21 protein-coding genes are annotated in these 23877 nt (G+C 71.6%); 15 read left to right on the top strand and 6 right to left on the bottom strand.

The features are described from left to right. Positions 1–125 precede the first annotated feature (125 nt). A complete protein-coding gene (gene ychF, locus EV139_RS01390) occupies positions 126–1199 on the bottom strand; it encodes a redox-regulated ATPase YchF (RefSeq protein ID WP_130452526.1) in 1074 nt (357 codons plus the stop codon). Positions 1200–1284: 85 nt separating this feature from the next. Here ychF and EV139_RS01385 point away from each other — a divergent pair, with 85 nt between their 5' ends. Together EV139_RS01385 and EV139_RS01380 are read left to right on the top strand one after the other, a co-directional pair. Beyond that, a complete protein-coding gene (locus EV139_RS01385; RefSeq protein ID WP_130452525.1) occupies positions 1285–1869 on the top strand; it encodes a 3'-5' exonuclease in 585 nt (194 codons plus the stop codon). A gap of 58 nt (positions 1870–1927) precedes the next feature. Beyond that, complete coding sequence (locus EV139_RS01380) at positions 1928–3676, top strand: DNA recombination protein RmuC (protein WP_130452524.1); 1749 nt, start codon at positions 1928–1930, stop codon at positions 3674–3676. Positions 3677–5671: 1995 nt separating this feature from the next. On the opposite strand, the gene glpX is transcribed toward EV139_RS01380, so the two are convergent. Continuing rightward, positions 5672–6655, bottom strand: a complete 984-nt coding sequence (gene glpX / locus EV139_RS01375) for a class II fructose-bisphosphatase (protein WP_130452523.1) — start codon at positions 6653–6655, stop codon at positions 5672–5674. A gap of 155 nt (positions 6656–6810) precedes the next feature. On the opposite strand from glpX, the gene fbaA reads away from it, so the two are divergent. Both fbaA and EV139_RS01365 read left to right on the top strand, forming a co-directional pair. Next, complete coding sequence (gene fbaA, locus EV139_RS01370; RefSeq protein ID WP_130452522.1) at positions 6811–7839, top strand: class II fructose-bisphosphate aldolase; 1029 nt, start codon at positions 6811–6813, stop codon at positions 7837–7839. Beyond that, entirely contained in the window at positions 7839–8726 is an 888-nt protein-coding gene (locus tag EV139_RS01365) for a DUF6264 family protein (protein ID WP_130452521.1), read from the top strand. The genes fbaA and EV139_RS01365 overlap by 1 nt, the downstream gene beginning before the upstream one ends. Before the next feature lie 118 nt (positions 8727–8844). On the opposite strand, the gene EV139_RS01360 is transcribed toward EV139_RS01365, so the two are convergent. Beyond that, positions 8845–9939, bottom strand: coding sequence for a 4-hydroxy-3-methylbut-2-enyl diphosphate reductase (locus EV139_RS01360; RefSeq protein WP_420029128.1), 1095 nt, complete (start codon positions 9937–9939; stop codon positions 8845–8847). A 72-nt stretch (positions 9940–10011) separates the two neighbouring features. Between EV139_RS01360 and xseA the strand changes: the two genes are divergently transcribed. Beyond that, entirely contained in the window at positions 10012–11256 is a 1245-nt protein-coding gene (gene xseA, locus EV139_RS01355) for an exodeoxyribonuclease VII large subunit (protein WP_130452520.1), read from the top strand. A 138-nt stretch (positions 11257–11394) separates the two neighbouring features. Beyond that, positions 11395–11919 carry an Lrp/AsnC family transcriptional regulator gene (locus tag EV139_RS01350; RefSeq protein WP_130452519.1) on the top strand — a complete coding sequence of 175 codons (525 nt, stop codon included), beginning with the start codon at positions 11395–11397 and terminating at the stop codon, positions 11917–11919. 176 nt (positions 11920–12095) lie between these two features. Here EV139_RS01350 and EV139_RS01345 read toward each other — a convergent pair whose 3' ends face one another. Next, a complete protein-coding gene (locus EV139_RS01345) occupies positions 12096–13214 on the bottom strand; it encodes a class II histone deacetylase (protein ID WP_130452518.1) in 1119 nt (372 codons plus the stop codon). 258 nt (positions 13215–13472) lie between these two features. Between EV139_RS01345 and EV139_RS01340 the strand changes: the two genes are divergently transcribed. From EV139_RS01340 to EV139_RS01305, 8 genes are all read left to right on the top strand, one after another. Next, positions 13473–14468 (top strand): sugar ABC transporter substrate-binding protein, encoded by a 996-nt coding sequence (locus tag EV139_RS01340; RefSeq protein ID WP_130452517.1) that lies wholly within the window; start codon positions 13473–13475, stop codon positions 14466–14468. Positions 14469–14527: 59 nt separating this feature from the next. After that, positions 14528–16051, top strand: coding sequence for an ATP-binding cassette domain-containing protein (locus EV139_RS01335; protein WP_130452516.1), 1524 nt, complete (start codon positions 14528–14530; stop codon positions 16049–16051). 13 nt (positions 16052–16064) lie between these two features. Beyond that, positions 16065–17072 carry an ABC transporter permease gene (locus EV139_RS01330; RefSeq protein WP_130452515.1) on the top strand — a complete coding sequence of 336 codons (1008 nt, stop codon included), beginning with the start codon at positions 16065–16067 and terminating at the stop codon, positions 17070–17072. A gap of 154 nt (positions 17073–17226) precedes the next feature. After that, positions 17227–17475, top strand: coding sequence for an exodeoxyribonuclease VII small subunit (locus tag EV139_RS01325; protein WP_130452514.1), 249 nt, complete (start codon positions 17227–17229; stop codon positions 17473–17475). 2 nt (positions 17476–17477) lie between these two features. Beyond that, positions 17478–18164 (top strand): DUF4245 domain-containing protein, encoded by a 687-nt coding sequence (locus EV139_RS01320; RefSeq protein WP_130452513.1) that lies wholly within the window; start codon positions 17478–17480, stop codon positions 18162–18164. Further along, complete coding sequence (locus EV139_RS01315; protein ID WP_130452512.1) at positions 18161–18847, top strand: carbonic anhydrase; 687 nt, start codon at positions 18161–18163, stop codon at positions 18845–18847. Before EV139_RS01320 ends, EV139_RS01315 begins: the two co-directional genes overlap by 4 nt. Before the next feature lie 43 nt (positions 18848–18890). Next, entirely contained in the window at positions 18891–20297 is a 1407-nt protein-coding gene (locus EV139_RS01310) for a class II fumarate hydratase (RefSeq protein ID WP_130452511.1), read from the top strand. A gap of 215 nt (positions 20298–20512) precedes the next feature. Further along, complete coding sequence (locus EV139_RS01305) at positions 20513–21085, top strand: tetratricopeptide repeat protein (RefSeq protein ID WP_130452510.1); 573 nt, start codon at positions 20513–20515, stop codon at positions 21083–21085. On the opposite strand, the gene EV139_RS01300 is transcribed toward EV139_RS01305, so the two are convergent. Continuing rightward, entirely contained in the window at positions 21082–22326 is a 1245-nt protein-coding gene (locus EV139_RS01300) for an MFS transporter (protein WP_130452509.1), read from the bottom strand. The two genes, EV139_RS01305 and EV139_RS01300, sit on opposite strands and share 4 nt — an antisense overlap. Before the next feature lie 157 nt (positions 22327–22483). On the opposite strand from EV139_RS01300, the gene EV139_RS01295 reads away from it, so the two are divergent. Continuing rightward, positions 22484–23158, top strand: coding sequence for a FadR/GntR family transcriptional regulator (locus EV139_RS01295; RefSeq protein ID WP_130452508.1), 675 nt, complete (start codon positions 22484–22486; stop codon positions 23156–23158). Here EV139_RS01295 and EV139_RS01290 read toward each other — a convergent pair. Then, on the bottom strand, positions 23155–23775 hold the full coding sequence (locus EV139_RS01290; protein ID WP_237465641.1) for an ankyrin repeat domain-containing protein: 621 nt from the start codon (positions 23773–23775) through the stop codon (positions 23155–23157). The genes EV139_RS01295 and EV139_RS01290 overlap by 4 nt on opposite strands. Between the last annotated feature and the right edge of the window lie 102 nt (positions 23776–23877).

Here is a 23877-nt window from a genome sequence, read left to right as displayed (position 1 = left end):
TCCCCGAGCGAGCGAACTCGCTCAGGCTTCGACGCAGCGAAGCGCCGGATCAATCAGTTGTGGGCCGTTTCCACGCGTGCTGATCCGGCGCCTCAGCGTCAGCCGGGATCGCTCCCGGATACAACTCAGACGTTAAAACGCCACTCGCAGACGTCGCCGTCCTGCATCACGTATTCCTTGCCCTCCATGCGGGCTTTGCCCTTGGCGCGAGCCTCGGCTACCGAACCGGCCTCGACGAGATCATCGAACGAGATGATCTCGCCCTTGATGAAGCCCTTCTCGAAGTCGCCGTGGATCACGCCGGCCGCCTGCGGGGCGGTCGCGCCCTTCTTGATCGTCCAGGCGCGCGCCTCCTTCGGTCCCGCCGTGAGGTAGGTCTGCAGGCCGAGGGTGTCGAAGCCCACGCGCGCGAGCTGATCCAGCCCGCTCTCCTCCTGGCCGATCGAGGCGAGCAGCTCTGCCGCGTCCTCGTCGTCAAGCTCGATGAGCTCGCTCTCGAGCTTCGCGTCAAGGAAGATCGCCTTCGCGGGCGCGACCAGAGCCGCGAGCTCGTCGAGCTTCGCCTGATCCTGCAGCACGCCCTCGTCCACGTTAAACACGTAGAGGAACGGCTTCGCGGTGAGCAGCCCGAGCTCGCGAATCGGCTCGATGTCGATTCCGCTGAGCGACAGCAGCGTGCCCGCGTTGAGCGCCTCGGCCGCGGCCTTCGCGGTCTCCACGACGGCCGGGTCGATCTTCTTCGACTTCAGTTCCTTCTCGTAGCGCGGCAGCGCCTTCTCGACGGTCTGCAGATCCGCGAGGATCAGCTCGGTGTTGATCGTCTCCATGTCGCTGGCCGGGTTCACGCCGCCCTCGACGTGAATCACGTCCGGGTCGCTGAAGCCGCGCACCACCTGCGCGATCGCGTCAGACTCGCGAATGTTCGCGAGGAACTGGTTGCCGAGCCCCTCGCCCTCGCTCGCGCCGCGCACGATGCCGGCGATGTCGACGAACGACACCGGTGCCGGCAAGATCCGCTCCGAGCCGAAGATCTCGGCGAGCTTGTCGAGCCGTGCGTCGGGCAGATTCACCACGCCGACATTCGGCTCGATGGTTGCGAACGGGTAGTTCGCTGCGAGCGCGTCATTGTGTGTCAGCGCGTTGAACAGGGTCGACTTGCCGACATTCGGGAGTCCGACGATACCAATTGAGAGAGCCACGAGGGTCAAGTCTAGTCGCTGGTGAGCGCGCGGGCTCCGCGGCGGCGCAGCGTGCGATGTCAGCGGGGTGTGTCAGGCTAGAGGGGTGCCCGTTGATTTCACCGCGATCGATTTCGAGACCGCGAACAACCACCCGTCGTCGGCGTGCGCCGTCGGCATGGTCAGAGTCCGCGACGGCAAGATCGTGGACCAGGCCGAGTGGCTGATCCGCCCGCCCGTCGCGCACCCGCAATTCCTGTCGTTCAACGTCAAGATCCACGGGATCACAGCCGACATGGTCGTCGCCGCCCGCGACTGGGCCGGGCAGCTCGACGAGCTACGTGACTTCATCGGCGACGACGTCGCGGTGGCGCACAACGCGAGCTTCGACATGGGCGTGATCCGGGCCGCGTGCGCCGAGACCGTCACCCCCACCCCGCGCCTCAAGTACCTGTGCAGCGTGCAGGTCTCGCGCAAGACGTACGACATCCCGTCGCACCGGCTCCCCCTCGCGGCGGCGGCGGCAGGCTACGGCGAGTTCGCGCACCACAACGCGCTCGCCGATTCCGAGGCGTGCGCCGCGATCGTCATCGACGCCGCCCGGCGGCACGGGGCCGGCGACATCCGGCAGCTTGCCCGGGCCACCGGTCTGCAGGTGCAGCAGCTGAAGGCGATCCCGCTCAAGCTCTGACCGGGGCGCGTCCGGCCCGCCGCCCACCAATGTCAGTGGCACCTGACATCCTGTCGTCATGACCCCGATCACCCTCGCGCTCCTCCTCACGCTCGTCGCGCTCATCGCCGCAGGTGTTGGCGCCGCCGTCGGCGTCGCCGTGCGCGGCCGCGCCGCGACGCGCGAGCTGGCCGCCGCCGCCGCCGAGTACGCGGCCGACACCGAGCGCGACGTGGCACTCGCCACGCAGCGCGCCAAGCTCGACGCCGAGGCCGGGGCACGGATCCTGCGCGAGGAGCTCGCGGCAGCCGAGACCCGCGTGCTCGGCCTTGAGGAGCGGCTGCGCGACGCGCACCACCACGCGCGCGAACGGTCGGACCTCGATCGCGAGGAGCAGCGCGTGCTGCAGCAGCTCGCCCCGCTCCGCGACAGCCTCGGCAAGCTGGAGCACACCGTCGCCGCGATGGAGCAGCAGCGCGCCGCGCAGCACGGCGAACTCAGCCAGCAGCTGCGACAGGCGGCGCTCGCGGAAGACAAGCTGCGTGGCACCGCGGAGGGGCTCGCCGCCGCGCTGCGCTCAAACAACACCCGCGGATTCTGGGGCGAGACGCAGCTGCGCCGCATCATCGAGGCGGCCGGCATGATCGAGCACGTCGACTTCGAGCTCCAAGAGCAACTCGCCACCGACCGCGGCACGCTCCGCCCAGACGTCGTGATCCATCTCCCCGGCGGCAAGGCAATCGCGATCGACGCGAAGGTGCCGTTCGACGCCTACCTCGAGGCGCAGCACCTCGCGGCGACGGCCGGCGGCTCCGGTGAGCACGCCGCCGCCGCGGAGGCGCGCCGCACGGCGCTCCTGGCCCAGCACGCGCGCGCCCTGCGTGAGCACATCGTGGCGCTCAGCAAGCGCGACTACGCGGGCGCGCTGCCGGATTCGCCCGAGTTTGTCATCGCGTTCCTGCCGAGCGAGTCGCTGCTGTCGAGCGCACTCGACACCGACCCGGTGCTGCTCGAATACGCGTTCGAGCGGCGCGTGGCGCTTGCCTCCCCCGTGAGCCTCTGGGCAATCCTCAAGTCCGTGGCGCACAGCTGGCGGCAAGACTCGCTCACGGCCGAGGCGCGCACGCTGTTCGACCTCAGCCGCGAGCTGCACAGCCGCATCGGGCGCAGCGCCACCCACCTCGACAAGCTCGGGCGCACGCTCTCGCGCGGGGTGCAAGATTACAACGCGTACGTCGGCTCATTCGAGCGGCACGTGCTGCCCACCGCCCGCAAGATCAGCGCGCTCAACGGCGAGCAGATCGGCCCCGACCCGGCCCAGCTCGACGTGGCGGTGCGCCCACTCATCGCGCCCGAGCTCCGGCCCGAGCCGGAGGAGCGGCCGGGGGCCGCGGCTTCGCCGGTGGCTGCGGCGCCAGCGACAGCGCCGCCGGCGTCGGCGTCGGTTCCGGCCGAAGCGCCGGTGCCGGCCGACACGGCGGTGCCAGCTGAGGCGCCGTCGGCCCACACGGCGTCGGCCGCGGCTGGGCCGGCTCCGTCCTCGGCCGCCGCCGCCGCGCGGCCCTCCTCGACCGGGTCCGCGGCCGCCGTGCGGTCCGGGTCTGAGCGCGCGGCGCGGCCGGTGCCGGATGCCCCCGCGCCCGCGGCGTCGGCCGGGGCTCCCCCGTCGGCTTCGGCTTCGGTTCCGGCCTCGGCTTCGGCTTCGGCTTCGACACCAGCGACGTCCGATGCAGCGGATGCGTCAGCCGCCTCAGCCGAGGTACGCGCCGGGGCTGCGCTGCCCGCCTCAGTCTGGCCCGCGGAGCCGGGGACCGCGCCCGAGGCCTAGCGTCGCGCGGGGTTCCGCCCGTCGTCCACCGTCCCCACCCGTATTCCGCCGCCCCGCCCCAGCACCGCCAGTCCGCATGCACGGCGCACCCCGCCCGGCAGCATTCACGGCGCGCGCTGCGCGCAGCTTCTCTGCTTGTCGCGCGAACCCGCCCAGCCGCGTGAGTTCGCCGCGCACCGCGCGTCACGCCTGGCCCGGCCCCGCCCCGACCCCCTCGGGGCCAACGCCGCCCCACTGTGCTGTCACCGCGGACCGGCCACACCGCAGGGGCCCGCCGCTCCCCGCACGCACAGCTCGTCCCGGACCGGCTGCAGGATGTCTCCGCCGCGCGTACCCCTCCAGCCCCGGTCCGCTCGGGGCGAACACCGCCCTGCTGTGCTGTCACCGCGGCCCGGCCATACCGCAAGGGCTCGCCGGCCGCAGCACGCACGGCTCATCCCGGACCGGCTGCAGGATGCCGCCGCCGCGCGTGCGCATGCCGCTCCGCCCCCTCGGGGCGAACGCAGCCCCGGCTCGGGCTGCTCGAACGGCGCGGAACGTGCGCCCCGCTCCCCCGCTGCGCACCGTCCCACCCCGGCGGGTTCTCCCGGCCCGCCACAGGGTGATGCGGCACCGCACCGCGCGGCCCGCCGTGTCGCGGCGCGGCATCGCCCCGGCGACCCCCGTCAAACGCACCCACATCCGCCCCGTTACCCCACATCCGCCCCGCCCCATCACCAACAATCGCCCCAGAAGCGGGTCGGATATGGGCTAGCGGGTCGTGACTGCGAGGGTCCGCCGGCTCGGCCGCGCGTCCGCCCGACCGCTGCGCCGGCCCGGACTCTGTGCCGCGTCCGAACCTCGGCTCGGCATCACAGTCCGAGCGGGCCGCCGCACCAACCGATGCACTCGGCGACGCCCCCCAACCGCCACACACAGATCCGACCCGATCCTTCAGATCCGACCCGTCCCAACACGGCATACCACCCACTCAACGGGTCGGATGTGGGGCAACGGGTCGGATCTGTTGTGGGCGGTGTTGGGTAAGCGTGAGCGGCCCGTGGCGACCCGATACAGCCCGCGCTGCCCAAGCCAGCCGACGCGGGTCAGGCTTGCCCCGCGAGCCAGGCATTCTGCGCGAACCGTCGCGGTGGCACAGGCCGGCCCAGCACTGCCGCTCACAGGGCGTCAGGCACCGACCACACCTCACCTCGCCGCGCCCCATCGCGCCGCGCCTCACCGCTCAAATCCGACCCGCTACCTCAGATCCGACCCGCCCCAACACCGAGTACCACCCACGCGACGGGTCGGATTTGGGGCAATGGGTCGGATCTGGGATGGGTGGGTCCGGCCGCCGCCGAGACCCCCGGCCCCCTATCGCACCGCGCGGCGGGCCCAGTGTCCTTTGAGCCGATGGGCGGTCCTGCGGGCGGTGCGGGCGGTGGAGCGGTAATCGATGGGCGGTCCTGCGGGCGGTGCGGCGGTCGGTCGGTTGGGCGCGAAGCAGCCACATCACGGCTGCGGCCGGGTGCAGCCTGCGACGCCGATCGCCTCGCCGCCGCACAGCCCCACCGCGTGCCCCAGATCCGCCCCGTTATCCCACATCCGACCCGCTCCAACACCGAGTACCACCCACGCAGCGGGTCGGATGTGGGGTAACGGGTCGGAAATGCGCGAGTGGCGGAGGGGCGGGCGAAGCCGTGAGCACCGCGCCGGCCACGGGCGGGTGGGCGGCGGGGAGAGGCGCGGCGCGGCGGGGCGCGGCGGGGCGCGGCGGGGCGCGGCGGGGAGGGGCGCAGCGCGGCCGGGCGCAGCGGAGCGCAGCGCGGCGCAGCGGGGCGCGGCACGGCACGCCCCTGCGCAGCTACCGGGCGCAGCACGCCGGCCCACCACCAGCGCGCTCCTCCGCAGCCGCAGGCGCACCGCAGCGCAGGCGCCCACAGACAGCGCGAGGCCCCGAGCGCGAACGCTCGGGGCCTCGGCGGCACCGCGGTGGGTGCGAACGCTACACGGGGATCAGTCCCAGCGGCTCGGGTCCATGTCGCTGATGATGTGGCGGATGGTGCCCGAGTGCGAGCGCATCACGATGCTCTCGGCGCGCACGAACGGGCCGCGGCGCTGCACGCCGTCGATGAATTCGGCGTCCGTGATGCCGGTGGCCACGAAGTAGCAGTTGTCGCTCGCGACGAGGTCGTTCGCCTCGAGCACACGGTCGAGATCGTGACCGGCGGCGAGAGCGCGCTCGCGCTCCTCGTCGTCCTTGGGCCACAGGCGGCCCTGGATCACGCCGCCGAGCGCCTTCACCGCGCACGCGGTGATGATGCCCTCGGGGGTGCCGCCGATGCCGACGCAGAGGTCGATGCGCGAGTCCCAGCGGGCCGCGTTCACGCCGCCGGCGACGTCGCCGTCCATGATGAGGCGGGTGCCCGCCCCGGCTTCCCGGATGTCGGTGATGAGCTGCTCATGGCGGGGCCGATCGAGCACGGCGACGCGGATGTCGGAGACGTCAACGTTCTTGGCGCGGGCGAGCGCCCGGATGTTCTCGCCGATGGGCCGGTTAATGTCGACCACGCCCACACCCTCGGGTCCGCACACGAGCTTGTCCATGTAGAACACCGCGGACGGGTCGTACATGCTGCCGCGGTCCGCCACGGCGATCACGGAGAGCGCGCCGGGGCGGCCCTCGGCGGTGAGCCGGGTGCCGTCGATCGGGTCAACGGCCACGTCGCAGTCGGCGCCCAGGCCGTTGCCGACCACCTCGCCGTTGTACAGCCAGGGCGCGTCGTCCTTCTCGCCCTCGCCGATCACCACGGTGCCGTTCATGTTCACGGTGGAGAGGAAGCGTCGCATCGCGTCGACGGCCGCGCCGTCGGCGGCGTTCTTGTCGCCACGCCCGATCCAGGGCGTCGCGCGCATCGCTGCCGCCTCGGTCGCGCGAACGAGTTCCATCGCGAGGTTACGGTCGGGCTGCCACTCGCCAAGCGAAACAGGTTCAGTCATGAGACCCAGCTTACCGCGTCTCCCCCGCGTCTCCTCCCGCTGCTCAGCCCGAACCCGTAGACTGAATTCACTACGGGCGGGAGCGCGACTGACGCGCGCGCCCACCGCACTGCACCGCAGTCACGAATTCACGTCACGAATCACGAGGAGCACACATGCCCGTCGCAAGCCCGGATCAGTACGCAGCAATGCTCGACGCTGCGAAGTCGGGGGGCTTCGCCTTCCCCGCCGTGAACGTGTCAAGCTCGCAGACGCTCAACGCCGCCCTGCAGGGCTTCGCGGAGGCTGGCTCGGACGGGATCATCCAGGTGAGCTTCGGCGGCGCCGACTACTTCGCCGGGCACACGGTGCAGAACCGCGCGGGCGGCGCGATCGCGTTCGCCAAGTACGCGGAGGAGGTCGCGAAGGCCTACGACGTGACGGTCGCGCTCCACACGGATCACTGCCCCAAGCAGCACCTCGAGAGCTTCGTGCTCCCGCTGGTCGCGGCGAGCGAGGAGCGCGTGGCGCAGGGCGGACTCCCCTACTTCCAGTCGCACATGTGGGACGGATCGGCTGTGCCGCTCACCGAGAACCTCGAGATCGCAAAGGAGCTGCTGCCCCGGCTCGCGGCGATCAACGTGCTGCTCGAGGTCGAGATCGGCGTGGTCGGCGGCGAGGAAGACGGCATCGCCCACGAGATCAACGATCAGCTCTACACCACGCTCGAAGACGCGGTCGCCACGGTGGAGGCGCTCGGCCTGGGCGAGCAGGGCCGGTACCTCACCGCGCTCACCTTCGGTAACGTGCACGGCGTCTACAAGCCGGGCGGCGTGAAGCTGCGCCCCGAGCTGCTCGCGGAGATCCAGTCGGGCCTGCAGGCACAGTACGGCACGGGCGAGAAGCCGCTCGATCTCGTCTTCCACGGCGGATCGGGGTCCTCGGCCGAGGAGATCGCCGAGGCAGTACGCAACGGCGTGATCAAGATGAACATCGACACTGACACGCAGTACGCGTTCACGCGTCCGGTCGCCGACTACATGTTTAAGAACTACGACGGCGTGCTCAAGATCGACGGCGAGGTCGGCAACAAGAAGCAGTACGACCCGCGCGCGTACGGCAAGGCGGCGGAGACCAGCATGGCGGCCCGCATCGCCCTCGCCGCCGAGCAGCTCGGCTCCGCCGGGAAGTCGGTGAGTGCCTAGTGCCTGAGCAGCCGACCGGATCAGAGCAGGATCGCCCGGCATCGGGCGCTCCCGCCGAGCCGCAGCACACCGCGGACGCCCCGGCGTCCCCGGCGGCACCGCAGCGCCCGGCGCAGCCCGCCTACGGTGAGTACGCGCCCGAGGGCTGGTCGTGGCAGCCGGAGGGCACGCCCGACAGCGCGGCCCCCGAGGCGGCGCCCGGCTCCGCAGCTTCCGCAGGCGCGGCGCCGCAGGCCGCGGGCCAGCACGAGGCCGCACCCGGAACCCAGATGGCGGCACCCCCGGCGGGCGTGCCGCACAACCTCGGCGCCCCCGCGCGCCCGGACGCGGCCCCGCAGCGCGCCGCGGGCGACCCGTACCGCGCGGCCGCGGCCGCACCGCAGGCGCCCGCCCCGCAGACGCCCGCGGCGCAGGATCCGGGTCAGCCGTCGCAGCTGCCGCCCGCGTACCGCGTTCCCGGCCCGCGCGGGCCGCGCATCGGCGACCGCGTGATCACGATCATGCTGCTCGTGCTCGGCGCGTTTGGCGCACTGAACATCTCGTCCTCGTTCTTCGGCCTTGAATCGCAGATCAGGTTCACGGGCGTGATGATCGGGATCGAGGACCCGAAGCTCGCGTCCTGGATTGGCCCGCTCGGCGTGATCAGCGGGCTCGTCGTGCTGCTGTTGTTCGCGGTCACGCTGATCTTCTCGATCCAGCGCATGCGCGCAAACAAGCTGGCGTTCTGGGTGCCGCTCGTCGCCGGCGTGGTCGCCGCGATCGTGCTGATCGTGGTCCCCATGATCGCGATGGGCGGGGCGCCCGAGATCATGCAGCAGCTTGAGAGTGATCCCACGGGCTCGCTCGACAAGATGTTCGAGTACATCGAGCAGCTGCAGCAGCCGTAGCCGCACCCCGGCACCGCCGCGCCACAACACCACTGACTGAGCCGGCCACTCCCCTGGGGAGTGGCCGGCTCAGTCAGTGGTGCGGGGACGGGCGGCGCGGTGCGCGCCGCCCGGGACGCTACCGCACGTGGCCGCCGAGGGCGCGCGCGTCGCGCTTGCCGTCGGCGTCCTGGCGCAGCTCCTTCGGGAGCGAGAACACGAGGTCTTCCTCCGCGGTGACCACGGCGCGCACATCGGCGTAGCCGGCCTCGCCGAGGTCGTCGAGGAGCTCCTGCACGAGCACCTCGGGCACGGAGGCGCCGCTGGAGATGCCGACCGTGCGCACGCCCTCAAGCCACTCCTGCTTGACCTCTTCAGCGAAGTCGACCAGGTAGGCGGCCTTTGCCCCGTACTCGAGGGCGACCTCGACGAGGCGCACCGAGTTCGAGGAGTTCGTGGAGCCGACCACGAGCACGAGGTCCGCCTCGGGCGCGATCTTCTTGATGGCGACCTGGCGGTTCTGGGTCGCGTAGCAGATGTCGTCGCTCGGCGGATCCTGCAGCTTCGGGAAGCGCTCACGGAGGCGGCGCACCGTCTCCATCGTCTCGTCGACGGAGAGCGTGGTCTGCGACAACCAGATCAGCTTCTCGGGGTCTTTCACCACGAGCGACTCGACGTCGTCCGGGGAGTTAACAATCGTGATGTGGTCGGGGGCCTCGCCGGCGGTGCCCTCGACCTCCTCGTGCCCGGTGTGGCCGATGAGCAGGATCTCCATGTCCTGCTTCGCGAAGCGCACGGCTTCCCGGTGCACCTTGGTGACGAGGGGGCAGGTCGCGTCGATCGCGTGCAGTCCGCGGTCGTCGGCGGCCTGCACCACGGCGGGCGACACTCCGTGCGCGGAGAACACCACGTTGGCGCCCTCGGGGACCTCGTCGACCTCCTCCACGAAGATCGCGCCCATCTTTTCGAGCGTCTTCACCACGTGTACGTTGTGCACGATCTGCTTGCGCACGTAGACGGGGGCGCCGAAGCGATCGAGCGCCTTTTCGACCGCGACCACCGCGCGGTCGACCCCGGCGCAGTAGCCGCGCGGCGCGGCGAGCAGCACCTGTTTGGCGCCGTCGACCTGGACGTTTTTCAGGCGGCCGGCCTGGCGCCGCATCCGGGGCATCGCGAGGCTCACGACGGGCGCACCAATGGTGCGCTGATCAGGCAACGTGGCAGGGGTACTCATGCGGGCAATTCTACCCCGCCTTCCCTCAACGCTCCCGGGGTATGCGCGCCCGCCCGCCGCTAGGCTGGGTGCATGGCCGAATCAGGATCTGGAGCCGCGCCGGGAGCGAGCCCGGCGACCCGCGACACCCCGTGGCCGGTGGGCCTGATGAGCGAGAAGATCGCCGCCTGGGTGGATCGCCTCGGACAGGTGTGGGTGGAGGGCGAGATCACGCAGTGGCAGCTGCGCGGCGGCCACGTCTACGGCAAGCTCAAGGACCTGGGGCAGGACGCGACGGTGAGCTTCACGGTGTGGCGCTCGGTGGCGCAGCGCCTCACGAGCGAGTTCGCCCAGGGCGACCGCGTGATCGCGCTGGTGAAGCCCAATTTCTGGGTGAAGGGCGGCTCGCTCACGGTGCAGGTGTTCGACATCTCGCACGTGGGCCTCGGCGAGCTGCTCGAGCGCCTGGAGCGCCTGCGGCGGCAGCTGCAGGGCGAGGGGCTGTTCGACGCGTCGCGCAAGCGCCGGCTGCCGTTCCTTCCCGGCAGAATCGGACTCGTCACCGGCCGCGACTCCGACGCGGAGAAGGACGTGGTGCGCAACGCGACGCTGCGGTGGCCCGGCGTGCAGTTTCGCATCCACTACGCGGCGGTGCAGGGCGACCGGGCGGCCGCCGAGGTCACGGCGGGGATCGAACGGCTCGACGCGGACCCCGAAGTCGACGTGATCATCGTGGCCCGCGGCGGCGGCGATTTCCAGAACTTGCTGCCGTTCAGCGACGAGCGCGTGGTGCGCGCGGCGGCGAACGCAACCACCCCGGTGGTGAGCGCGATCGGCCACGAGGCGGATCGGCCGCTCCTCGACGAGGTGGCGGATCTGCGCGCGTCGACACCGACCGATGCGGCGAAGCGCGTGGTTCCCGACGTGGGCGAGGAGCTCGCGGGGATCGATCAGGCGCGCGCTCGCATGACGTCCCGGCTGGGCCAGCTGCTCACGCACGAGACGGATCGCCTGTCGCAGCTGCGCGGCCGTCCGGTGCTGCGCTCCCCCGAGCGGATCGTCGACGAGCGTGCGGAGGAGCTGGTGCGCTGGATCGCGCGCGGCACGGAGCTCGCAGACCGGGCGGTGGTGGATCGCGGGCGTGAGCTTTCGCAGCTGCGCGCCAGGCTCACCGCGCTCTCCCCGCGCGCAACGCTCGAGCGCGGCTACGGCATCGTGCAGCTCGCGGACGGCGCGGTGCTGCGCGACGCGGCCGGGGCCCCCGCGGGCACGCAGCTGCGGGTGTCGTTGGCGAGCGGGCGGATCGCGGCGGTGTCCGAGGGCGACGCGGCCGGCTAGCCAGCACGCGCGCTCAGACGCGCAGACCGGGGCGCTCGCGCGGGACGGGCGCGGCGCAGGCGACCGTTCGGGCACTCATTCGATCGCGCCCGCCGCGCCGCTGTCGGCGCTTGGCGTTCGCGTGGGATACTGCCAGGCATGGGAAAGGCACACGCGGCGGGGCCAGATGGCGGAGGCCCGCGCGCGGATGCCGCCGAGGAGTCGACCGGGCTCCTGGACCAGGTGGACGAGCAGCTGATCGGGCTCCTGGAGCGCGACGGCCGGATGAGCTACGCCGACCTCGGCGCCGAGGTGGGGCTCACCCCCGGGGGTGCACGCGCCCGCGTGAAGCGGCTGCGCGAGCGCGGCGTGGTGCGGGTGCTGGGCGTGACCAACCCGCACGCGGTCGGGCTGCGCAGCATCGCGAGCCTGCAGATCGAGGTGCGCGGCGACATCGACCGGGTCGCCGATGACATCTCGGAGTTTCCGGGTGTGCGCTACATCGTGCTCGGCTCGGGCAGTTTCAGCCTGCTCGTCGAGGTGTACGCGCAGACCCCTGGTGAGCTCTTTTCGCTGATCAACAGACAGATCCGAGAGGTGAACGGGGTGTCGCGCATCGAGACGTTTCTCTACGACTCGGTGCACACGCACCGGCCGGTGTTTCCCACGACGAACGGGCGCTAGTCGGGCGGCTTTTCGCCACCCGCTCGCCCCGCCCGACACCGCCGGGCAGCGCCCGCTCGCCCCGCCGGACACCGCCGGGCGGCACCCGCTCGCCCAGCCAGGAGCCGCCGGACGGAGCGTTCACGAGCCGCTCGACTCCGGACCGCCTGTGGGCCCGGAGCCATTCGCCCGGAGCGCTAGACGATCATGCCGAGCGCACGCGCGAGTTCCGCGGAGCGGTCGATCACGTCAGTCTGCCAGGCGGTGAGTTCGCGCGTGGGCGAGTCGCCGATCGACACGTTGAACGGGTCTTCGACGCCGGTGGTGATGCCGCTCAGCGCCTCAAGCACGGCGACCCCGCAGAACGGAACGTGCACGGCCGAGTAGCCGCCCTCGTGCGAGAACACGATCTTGCCGTCGCAGGCGTCGGCGGCGATGTCGAGCAGCCGCTCGGCGATCCCGCGGAATCCGGCAGAGGTGACGCTCATGCGGCCCAGCGGGTCGAGCGCGGAGGGGTCGAAGCCGCTCGACACGAGGATGATGTCCGGGGCGAACGACCGGATCGCCGGTCCGGCGACGCGGTCAACGGCCGACCAGTATGCGCCGTCACCGGAGCCGGCCGGCAGGGGCACGTTGATGTTGGTGCCAGCGCCCGGACCGCCGCCCTGCTCGTCGGTGAGGCCACTGTCGACGGGGAACAGGCGGTCCTGGTGCACCGAGATGGTGAGCACGTCTGGATCGTCCCAGTAGATCTTCTGGGCGCCGTTCCCGTGGTGCACGTCGTAGTCAAAGATGGCGACGCGACGCACGCGGCCGGCGGCCCGGAGCGCCTCGATCGCGATCGGCACGTTCGCGAACAGGCAGTACCCGCGCCCCTGGTCTGGCTCGGCGTGGTGCCCGGGCGGGCGCACGAGCGCGTACGCGTTGTCGACGACCCCGTCGAGCACCGCCTCCGCGGCGGCGAGCGTGCCGCCAGCTGCGAGCTTCGCGATCTCAAAGCTGCCGTGCCCGAACGGCGAGAAGCCGTCGCCGGCGTCTCCGCCCCCGGCATCTGACTGCGCACGGATCCGCTCGACATGGCCCGCGGTGTGCACTCGCAGCAGCTCCTCGTCGGTCGCCTCGCGGGCGGGGACCCGGGTGAGGCTGTTGAGCAACCCGGAGACCTCAACGAGCCCGGCGAACCGGGTCTTCGATTCGGGGCTTTCGAAGTTGCGGTAGGGCTGCACGTGTCCGCCCGAGGGCACGAGCCCGGCGTGAGTGCCGGTGTCGTGCCAGGCGTACTGCTCGTGCCACACATACCCAGTTTTGCGCGTCATCGCGGTGTCCTTTCGGCTTGGCCGGCTCCTTGGCTCCGCTGCCCAGGTCCGGCGCGATCCACCCTAGACCCCGCGATTCACAATTCACAATCAAAAGTTACATTGCAGTGACGAAACCGCAACGGATCAAAATGTGTATTGACTATCCGCGGGTGACGTGGTCATATTATTCACGCCGGGGGTCAGGATCGACACCCAGCTGCGCCGTCATCCCGCACCACCGCGGGGCACGACGTCAACGACAAGGGAGTCACAGACATGAAACGCATGCGTCGCACGCTCACCGCGGTCGCCCTCACCGCCACCGCGGCACTCGCACTCGCCGGCTGCTCGTCAGGCGGCACTGACTCGGCCGGCGACTCCGGCTCTGACACGGGCGGCAGCCAGGGCGCGGTCGCCATGAGCTTCGCCGGGCTCGATATCCAGATCTGGAACGACATGCTGCCGTTCATGGAGACCGTGGTCACCGATGCCGGCTACGACTTCGTGACCGACGATCCCAAGTGGAACGCGCAGACGCAGGTGCAGGACTGGGAGTCCTGGATCGTGCGGGGCGACATCAAGGCGATCATGGGCTACCCCGTGCAGTCCGACGCGATGGTCGCGGTCACCTCGCAGGCCAACGACGCCGGGATCCCGGTGCTCGGCTACGGCAGCACCTGGGAGGGTGTCGCCGGAGCCGTGGTGCTCGACCACGAGGCCGACGGCCGGGCCGCCGGCGAGCGCGCCGCCGAGTGGATCGCCGAGAAGTACGGTGATGAGAAGGTCGACGTCGCCTTCCTGGGCTGGCCCGACACCGACCTCGGCCGCCTCCGCGGCAAGGGCATGCTCGACGCGCTCGACGACGCGAAGCTCAACCTCAATATCACCGAGCACAAGGTGCTGAGCCTCGACGACGGCTACGCCGCGGTGCAGAACCAGCTCAACGCGGTGCCGACCACGAAGGTCTGGCTCGCGATCGCGAACGATCCGGCCCTCGGCGCGTACCAGGCGCTCACCGACTCGGGTGTCTCCCCCACCGACGACAGCATGCTGCTGCTCAACCTCGACGCGACCGACGCCGAGCTCGAGATCATTGCCGAGCCCGATTCGTTCTGGCGCTACGCGTACATCGCTCCCGCGCGCCAGCTCGCCGAGGCGAACGCGCAGATGCTGGTCGACGCCGCCGAGGGCAAGACCGTCACCGACCAGACCGTCCCCACCACCGAGGTCACCTCGGAGAACGCCGAGCAGTTCCTGCTCGCAAACCAGTAGCCCACTGGCCCGGGCGGCGCAGCGCCGCCCGGGCCAGGCGCACGGTGGAAGGAAACAGCATGACCCAGTCAGCAGCAGACCCCGGGGCCGCGGTTCCGGGGGCACCGCCGCGGGACGCCACGCGGCTCGAGTATTCGGGGGTCACCGTCGAGTTTGGCGCCACGCGCGCGCTCGACGACGTGAGCTTCGCCGCGGCCCCCGGCGAGATCATCGGCCTGCTCGGCCACAACGGAGCGGGCAAGAGCACCCTGTGCAACGTGACCACGGGGGTGATCCAGGCAACGAGCGGCGCGTTCAGCGTTGACGGCGTCCCGGTGGCGCGGCGCCTCACGCCGCGCGAGGCCGCGCAGCTCGGCATCACCGTGATCCATCAGGAGCCCGCGCTCGCCCCCAACATGACCGTGCTCGAAAACCTGTTCCTCGCGCGCCAGGCGCCGCCGGCGAAGGATCGGCGCCGCCTCGCGAGCGAGGCGCTCGCGACCGTCGGGGCGCAACTGCCGCTCGAGATGCCCGTGGAGGCGCTCGGACTCGGCGAGCGCCAGCTCGTCGACCTCGCGCGCGGCCTCCTCGCGGGTGAGATGAAGGTGCTGCTGCTCGACGAGCCGACCGCCGCGCTCGGCAAGGCGGAGACCGAGGCGCTCCACGCGCTGATCCGCTCGTTCGCGGCGCGCGGCGTGACCGTGCTCTACGTGTCGCACCGGCTCCCCGACATTCTGGAGGTGTGCACGCGGATCGTCGTGCTGCGCGGTGGCGGCCTCGTCGTCGACGGGCCCACGACCGATTTCACCCCGGAGCGCCTCGCCGAGGCCCTCGTGCCAGACCTGCGCTCGCTCGATTTCACGCACACCGAGCCGGGCCGCCCGATCATGGAACTCCCCGCGGGCGACGAGCTCGCCGACGAGCTGGTGGTGCGCGCGGGCGAGGTGGTCGGCCTGTTCGGCATGGCCGGCGGCGAGCAGTTCGCGATCGCCGCTGGGCTGGCCGGGGCCGCGCACCCGCGCAGCTACCGCCTCGACGGCGCCGAGGTGAGGTTCTCGTCCCCCGGCCAGGCGATCCGCCGCGACGTATTCTTCGTGCCGCCGGATCGCGACACCGAGGGTCTCGTGGGCTCGGAGACCGCCCTCGACAACGTCATGCTGCCCTGGTACGGGGAGACGGGCGCACGCGGGTGGTGGGTGTCGGCCGCGTCCGGCGCCGCGACGTACGAGCGGGCGCGGGCCGCACTCGACATCCGCGGCCCGGGGCCCGACGCCGAGGTGTCGCAGTTCTCCGGCGGCAATCGCCAGAAACACCTGCTCGCCAGGTGGCTCTACCCGGCGTTGCCGAAGCTCCTCATCCTCGCCCAGCCCACGCAGGGTGTCGATGTCGGCGCGAAGCTCGACATCGTCGAGGCCGTGCGCGACGCGGCGGCCGCCGGCGCGGCGGTCCTCGTCGCGTCGAGCGAGTCGGACGAGATCGCCAGCATGTGCGACCGCGCGGTCACCGTGCTCGGCGACCGCCTCACCTCGGTGCCACGCTCCCAGAATTTCAACGCGGATCTCCTCGCGTCCCTCCTCTCCGCCGCCGAACCGGCACGAGCCTGACCGAAAGCCTCACATGAACTCCGAACGCCTGAAGATCTTCGCCGCGAAGAACGGCATCTTCCTCGCTCTCATCGTCCTCGTCGCCGTCTTCTCGATCATGCGGCCAAACTTTTTTTCATTCGCGAACGGCCAGAGCATCCTGCTCCAGGCCGCCGAGCTCGGCCTCATCGCGATCCCCGCGGCATTCCTCATCATGTCCGGGTCGATCGACCTGTCGGTCGGCTCGATCGCGTCGGCCGCGGCGATCACGGGCGGCCTCACCATGAGCAGCACCGGTTCAACACTCCTCGGCTTTCTCGTGGCGATCATCACCGGCATCGTCGCCGGCGCGCTCAACGGCTTCCTCATCTCCTACCTGGGACTCAACTCGTTCGTGGTCACGCTCGGCGCGCTCAGCGTGTGGGGCGGGTTCGCCCTCCTCATGTCCGACGGCCGCACGATCCCGCGCGCCGATCTGCCCGACGCGTTCCGCGCGATCGGCACGCTGAAGATCGGCCCGGTGCCGATCCAGATCGTCGCGCTCGTGCTGGTGATCGCCCTCGGCTGGTACGTGCTCAACCACACGAAGTTCGGCAAGGAGGTGAAGGCGATCGGCGGCAACGAGCGTGCCGCGCGCCTCATGGGCGTGGATGTGAAGCGCTCGCGCTTCCTGCTCTTCGTCGCGACGGGCGCGTTCTCGGCGCTCGCGGGCCTGTTCCTCTCGGCAAAGGTGCAGTCGGCGAACCCGAACATCGGCTCGGGGCTGGAGCTTGAGGTGCTCACGGTCGTGCTGCTCGGTGGCGTCGCGTTCGAGGGCGGCGTCGGCCGGATCAGCGGGGTGGTCGCCGGCCTCCTATTCTTCCGCGTGCTCCGCGCGGGGCTCGTGTTCATGCAGGCGTCCCCGTTCCTGCAGACGATCCTGATCGGCGCGACGCTGATCGTGGCCGTTGCCCTCGACAGCTCGGTGCAGCGGATCATTCGCAGCTCGTGGGCGAAACTCGGACGCAAGGCGGTGGCCGCGGAGGCCCCGGCGGGCGGGTAGCGCCCGCGCCGAGTGACCACGCAGCCGCGCCGCTGGCGAGCCCGAGCGGGCCCGTCAGCGGCGCGGCCTGGTTCACCGGCCCCCGGCGCGGACCCCCGCGGCGACGCCCGGGATCCCGCAGGCACCGCACACCCGCGCGGACTAGACTGGTCCCATGTCTGTTTCCGCGACCCCGGATCCTGCCTCCCTCAGTTACGAAGAGGCCAGAGACGAGCTCATTCAGGTGGTCTCCCGACTTGAGCAGGGCGGTGCCACGCTCGAGGAGTCGCTGCAGCTCTGGGAGCGCGGCGAGACGCTCGCGGCCCGCTGCGAAGAGTGGCTCATTGGCGCCAGGCAGCGGCTCGAAACCGCGCGGCAGGGTGCCACTAGCAGCGAACCCGAGACGTCTGGAGCTGGCGCGTAATTATGGCGAAGAAGAACACCCCGCCCGTGGTCGTGGCCGAGCTCGGCCGCCCCGAGACGCCCTCGGAGACCGCCGCGCGCAAGGCGAAAGACAGCCGCCTGTACCGGCAGCGCAAGACCGTCAACAACCTCGTCTTCTCCCTGATCGTCACCCTCGGACTCGTGCTGGTGATGTACCTCGCCGTGCCGCGCGGCGTCGGCGATTTCGAGAACCGCTCGGTCGACGTGATCGAGCTCGCGAGCGACGCCGCACCGAGCGCCGGGCGCACCCTCGCCGCGCCCGCCGTTGGCGACGGGTGGCTCGCCAAGCAGGCCCAGCTGCGCGGCAGCGGCAGCGGCGTCACCTCGTGGCAGCTCAACTACACCACCGCGGACGAGGCCTACGCGGCGGTGACGCAGGCGTTCACCGCCGACGGCACGCCCGTCAACGACACCTGGATCGCGGAGCAGCTCGAGCAGCAGGCGCCCACCGGCACCGAGGAGCTCGGCGGCGTCGAGTGGATCGTCTACGACCACACCGACCGCAACCCGGACGAATCGAACATGCTGTTCGGCCTCCAGGGCACCTGGGGCACCGACACGATCCTCGTCTACGGCACTGACTCGCCCGCGACGATCCGGGTCCTCGCCACGCAGGTGGTCGAGTCGCTCGGCGACCCCGCCACCCAGACCCCGAAAGAGAGCGAATGAGCATCCCCCACGCCACCCCCCGTGTGACCCCCCAGCAGGCCTGGGACGCGTTCTCGGCGGGCAACGAGCGCTTCGTCGCGGGTGCGTCCGCGCACCCGAACCAGAATGTTGAGCGCCGCAGCGAGCTCGTCAATTCGCAGACGCCCGACGTCGCACTGTTTGGTTGTTCGGACTCGCGTCTCGCCGCCGAGATCATTTTCGACTGTGGCCTCGGCGACCTGTTCATCGCGCGCAACATGGGGCACGTCGTGGCGGAGTCAATCACGGCGTCGATGGAGTACGCGGTCACCGAGCTCGGCGCCTCGCTCATCGTGGTGCTCGCGCACGACTCGTGCGGGGCCGTCGCCGCGGCGATCGACCAGTCGAGCCGCACCCCGTCGTCCACCACGAGCTCCGTGCGGCACACGCTCGCGCCGATCCAGCCGGCCGTGCAGCAGCTGTGGCTCCGCGACAACACCGACACCCCGTACGCCGACGCCGCGAAGATCGACGCGAACGCCGTGGGCCGGATCCACCTCTCCGCCACGGTGAACGAGCTGCTGCGCACCTCGCGCGCGATCAGCGACGCCGTCGACGCGGGCACGCTCGCGATCGTCGGCTGCCAGTATCGGCTCACCGAGGGCCGCGCGGTGCCCTACACGGTCGTCGGCCCCGTTGCCGTCGACCTCGCCCCGCTGAACTAGCTTTTCTCATCCCCAATCCGTAATTCTGAGACGAAGGACTGCTGTGACCGAAGAGATCGAGTACCGCATCGAGCACGACACGATGGGCGAGGTTCGCGTCCCGAAGAACGCGCTCTACGCCGCGCAGACGCAGCGCGCCGTCGAGAACTTCCCCATCTCCGGCTCCGGCCTGGAGTCAGCGCAGATCGTTGCGCTCGCCCGCATCAAGCGCGCAGCCGCAATCGCGAACCAGGAGCTCGGGATTCTTGACGCCCCGATCGCCAACGCCATCGTCGCGGCCGCCGACGAGGTCATCGCCGGCGCGCACCACGACCAGTTCCCGGTCGACACGTACCAGACCGGATCCGGCACCTCGTCGAACATGAACACCAACGAGGTGCTCGCCACGCTCGCCACGAAGCACCTCGGTGCCCCCGTGCACCCCAACGATCACGTCAACGCCTCGCAGTCGTCGAACGACGTGTTCCCCACCTCGGTGCACATCGCCGTGACCGGCGCGCTCATCGAGCAGCTGAAGCCCGCCCTCGCGCACCTCGCCGAGGCGTTCGAGGTCAAGGCCGAGCTGTGGAAGACCGCGGTGAAGCCCGGGCGCACCCACCTGATGGATGCCACCCCGGTGACGCTCGGGCAGGAGTTCGGCGGGTACGCCGCGCAGATCCGCTACGGCATCGAGCGCATCGACGCCGCGCTCCCCCGCGTCGCCGAGGTGCCCCAGGGCGGCACCGCCGTGGGCACCGGCATCAACACCCCGCTCGGCTTCCCCGAGAAGGTCATCGCTGAGATCGCCGCGTCGAGCGGCCTGCCGATTACGGAGGCACGCAACCACTTCGAGGCGCAGGCAAACCGCGACGGCCTGGTGGAGGCCTCGGGCGCGCTGCGCACCATCGCCGTGTCGCTGACGAAGATCAACAACGACCTGCGCTGGATGGCCTCGGGCCCCAACACGGGCCTCGGCGAACTGCACATCCCCGATCTGCAGCCGGGATCCTCGATCATGCCGGGCAAGGTCAACCCCGTGATCCCCGAGGCAGTGCTCATGGTGTGCGCCCGCGTCATCGGCAACGACGCAACCATCGCGTGGGCCGGCGCGTCGGGCTCCTTCGAGCTCAACGTGCAGATCCCCGTCATGGGCACCGCGCTGCTCGAGTCGATCCGCCTGCTCTCGAACGCGTCGCTCGTGCTCGCCGACAAGACCGTCGCTGGCCTTGAGGCAAACCTCGACCGCGCCGCGGCGCTCGCCGGCATGAGCCCCTCGACGGTCACCCCGCTCAACCGCCTCATCGGCTACGAGGCCGCGGCGAAGATCGCCAAGCACTCGGTCGCCAAGGGGATCACGGTGCGCGAGGCGGTCGTCGATCTCGGCTACGTTGAGCGCGGCGAGGTCTCAGAGGCCGATCTCGACAAGGCACTCGACCTGCTCTCGATGACCCACCCGGGCGTCGCGAAGTAGCGCGAACGAGTTCGCGAGCGCGGCGCGCTCACACACGGCCGGGCGGATCCACGCGGATCCGCCCGGCCGTTGGCGTCCACGGGGCGGGCCGCACGGGAGAGTGCGGGGGCCGGGCCGCACGGGAGAGTGTGGGGGCCGGGCCGCGCGGCCGCACGAGGGCCGGGCCGGACGGGGGCCGGGCCGGACGGGCGCCCGGGAGGCGTAGAGTGGCGCACATGGACGCGCACGCCACCCCGACCGACTGGCAGCCACGGATCGAGGCCGTGTGGGCGGACGAGACGCTCACACCCGGCGAGGTCGTCACGCGAATCTCCGTGCTCGCGAGCGAGCTCGGCCCCACAGATCCGCGCGGCCCGTTCGAGCTCGGGGGCGCGCACGATTCGGCGGGCGACGAGGCCGCGGCAGCACTGCACTACGAGCGGGCGATCGAGCTCGGGCTCTCGGGGAGCGCCCGCGCCGAACTCGACATCCAGTACGGCTCCACGCTGCGCAACCTCGGCCGCCACGACGAGGCGGTGGCGGTGCTCGCGCGGCACGTCGGCGACACGGAGCGCGATCCCGCGCTCGGCGCAGCCCCCGAGGCGTTTCTCGCGCTCGCGCTGCACTCGGCCGGTCGCTCAGACGAGGCGCTCGCCGTGGCGCTCGAGGCCCTCATCCCCACGGTCCCCCGCTACCAGCGCTCACTGCGCGGCTACGCCAGCGCGTTGCGGACGGCCGGTGCGGCGCCCGGGCGGCATCCGTCGCCGGGCACGGGGTCGGGGCCGGGGCCGGGCACCCTCCCCGCTTAGCGCCCGCGGCGCTTGATCACCCGGGTGAGTAGCACGCCAATCGTGCCCTGCGCGATCACCGCGACCACGAGCGCGAGCAGCACGGCGTCCCATCCGCCGGTGAGCTGGCGCAGCGCGCCGGCACCCAGCGGGCCGAGCGTCGCGAGCGAGTAGCCGAGGGACTGCACCACCCCGGACACCCGCGCGGACTCCCCCGCGTCGGCGCCAAAGCCCGCGATCAGGGCGAGCACGAGCGGGAAGGCGCACATGCCCACCCCGACGAGCGCCGCCCACAGCTCCGGCAGCGCGGCCGGGGCGAGCAGCAGTCCGCTGAGCGCGGCGACGCTCGCGACTGCGACGAGCACGAACCCCACGCGCATGCCAACGATGCTGCGCGCGAGCGGCACGACGATCACCGTCGCCGGAACCCCCACCGCCATCGTGATTCCGAGCAGCATCCCGGCGCGCGGGGCCGAGATTCCGGCGTCGATCGCGATCGACGGGAGCCACCCCATTGCGACGTAGCTCAGCAGCGCCTGGAGCGCGAAGTAGGCGGCGAGCAGACCGGTGCCCGCGGGCAGCGGGCGCCGCACTCGCGTCGCGGGGTCGGTGCGCGCCGCACCGGTGCCCGCCGCTTCGGTGCCCGCTGACGATGTCTCAGCACGCGCCGGCGCGACGCGGCGGCCGGGGACCCGGGGAGCGCGGGGCGCAACGACGGCCCAGACGAGGGTGGCGAGCAGCGCGGGCAGGGCCCAGAGCGCGAGCCCGAGCGTGGGCGAACCGACCGCTGTGGCGAGCGGCACGGCTGCCGCGGCCGCGGTGGCTGCGCCGAGCGACATGACCGTGGAGTACGCGGTGGTGACCGGGCCGATCCGCTGTCCGAAGTGGGCGCGCACCACGGCCGGGAGCAGAATGTTCACCACGGCGAGGCCGCCCGTTGCGAGGATCGTGCCGACGATCACCACCCACGGCTGCGGGATGGCACGCACCGCGAGGCCGAGCGTGAGCGTGAGCATGCCGAAGAGCACCATCCGCTCGGCACCGAGCCTGGCCGCGAGGCGCGCGGTACCCACGCCGGCGAGGGCGAACACGGCCGTGGGAATCGCGGGGACGAGCACCGCGCTCGCCGGGGTCAGTGCCCCCGACTCGGTGAGCGCGGTGAGGAGCGCGCTCGCGCTCGTGACCCCGAGTCGGAGATTCAGCGCGACGAGCAGCAGCGCACCGAACAGCGGCAGCGCGCGGGCAGAGAACCACCGGGGCATCGAACCATCCAAACTGCGCGGCGCGTTGCGCGCCCCGCCCACACCATCACGACAAGCGGCGGGCGCCCGGCGAGCGGTCGGCCGGGCCCCTGCCCCGGCGATTCAGACGCACAAACATCCAACGTCTAATCATCGGGCGTGGACTATCATTGCACACATGGCACTCGACCCGGTACAGCAGCGTTCCCTGAGCGATCAGGTCGTCGAGCGACTTCGCACGGAGATCGTCGAGGGGCGCTGGCGCGTGGGCGAGCGGATCCCACCCGAGCCCGAGCTCATGGCCGACCTCGGTGTCGCGCGCGGCACGCTGCGCGAGGCGCTCCGCGCGCTCCAGTACTCGGGCATGCTCGAGATTCGGCGCGGCGACGGCACCTTTGTGCGCGCACGGAGCGAGGTCCCCGGGGCCCTCGCCCGCTCGGCCGGCAGCCTGCGCGACGTGCTCGAGGCCCGCAGCACGCTCGAACCGCAGCTCGCCCGGTTCGCCGCGGAGCGCGCCGACGCCGCAGACACCGACCGCATCGCGGCCGCACTGAGCGCCCGCGCCGCAGCCGCAGACGACGAGTGGGTGGCCGCGGACGTCGCCGTGCACGAGGCGATCGCTCGCGCCGCTCACAGCCCGATCCTGTTCGAGGTCTACACCGCGCTGCTGCCGCTCCTGCACGAGTCGATGCGCGCGGCGCAGACTCACGACGGGTTCTGCCGCGACGAGCGCCGGGGTCACGACGACGTGCTCGCCGCCATCCACGCGCGCGACCCGGAGGCGGCTGCGGCGAGCGCCGCGGCAAACCTCAGCGCCACCGAGGCCTGGCACGCGGAGCTGCCGCCGCGCTAGAGGTGGGCGTCGAGCTCGGCCACGATGTCGTCGTACCCCCGCGCCGCCGCGAGCTCGCGGGGCGGCGTCCCGTTCCCGTCTGGCAGCGTGGGGCTCGCACCCGCGTCGAGCAACTGTCGCACCACGAGCAGTTGCTCGGGGCTGCCGGATCCGAGCACGATCGCCTCGTGCAGCGCGGTCCATCCCAGGCTGTTCACGTGATCGAGGTGCACCCCCGCCTCGATGAGGATCTGCACGGTCGTGACCCGGCCGTGTTCGCTGGCGGGGATGAGGGCGGTGCCGCCGTAGCGGTTCGTCGCGGTGGTGTCTGCGCCGTGCGCGATGGTGGCCCGCAAGATGTCGTCGAGTCCCTCCGCGCCCGCGTACAGGAAGGCGGAGTCGAGCATGTCGTCTTGAAGGTTCGGATCGGCCCCCGCGTCGAGCAGCGCGATCGCCACCTCGGTGCGGTGCGCCTTCGTCGCCGCGACGAGCGGTGTGCGCCCCTGGTCGCCGCGCGCGTCGATCTCCGCGCCGGCCGCGAGGGCGCGGTCAACTGCGGCACGGTCGTTCGCGGCGACCGCCGCGAAGAGCGCGTCGGTCGCGGCTGCGGGGTCGGGAGTGGCGGGTTCGCGTGACATGGGGACTCGTTCCTTCTGGGCGGTCGGTGGGGCCGGGGCGCTGGCCCCGGACGGCGCCGCGCACCCCGCGAGCAGCGCGAGCGCGGAGAGGGCGGCTGCAGC

The sequence above is a fragment of the Leucobacter luti genome (assembly GCF_004217175.1).
Taxonomy (GTDB): domain Bacteria; phylum Actinomycetota; class Actinomycetes; order Actinomycetales; family Microbacteriaceae; genus Leucobacter; species Leucobacter luti.
Note: the sequence above shows the minus strand (reverse complement) of the source record. Positions and strands in the feature narration are given on the sequence as shown.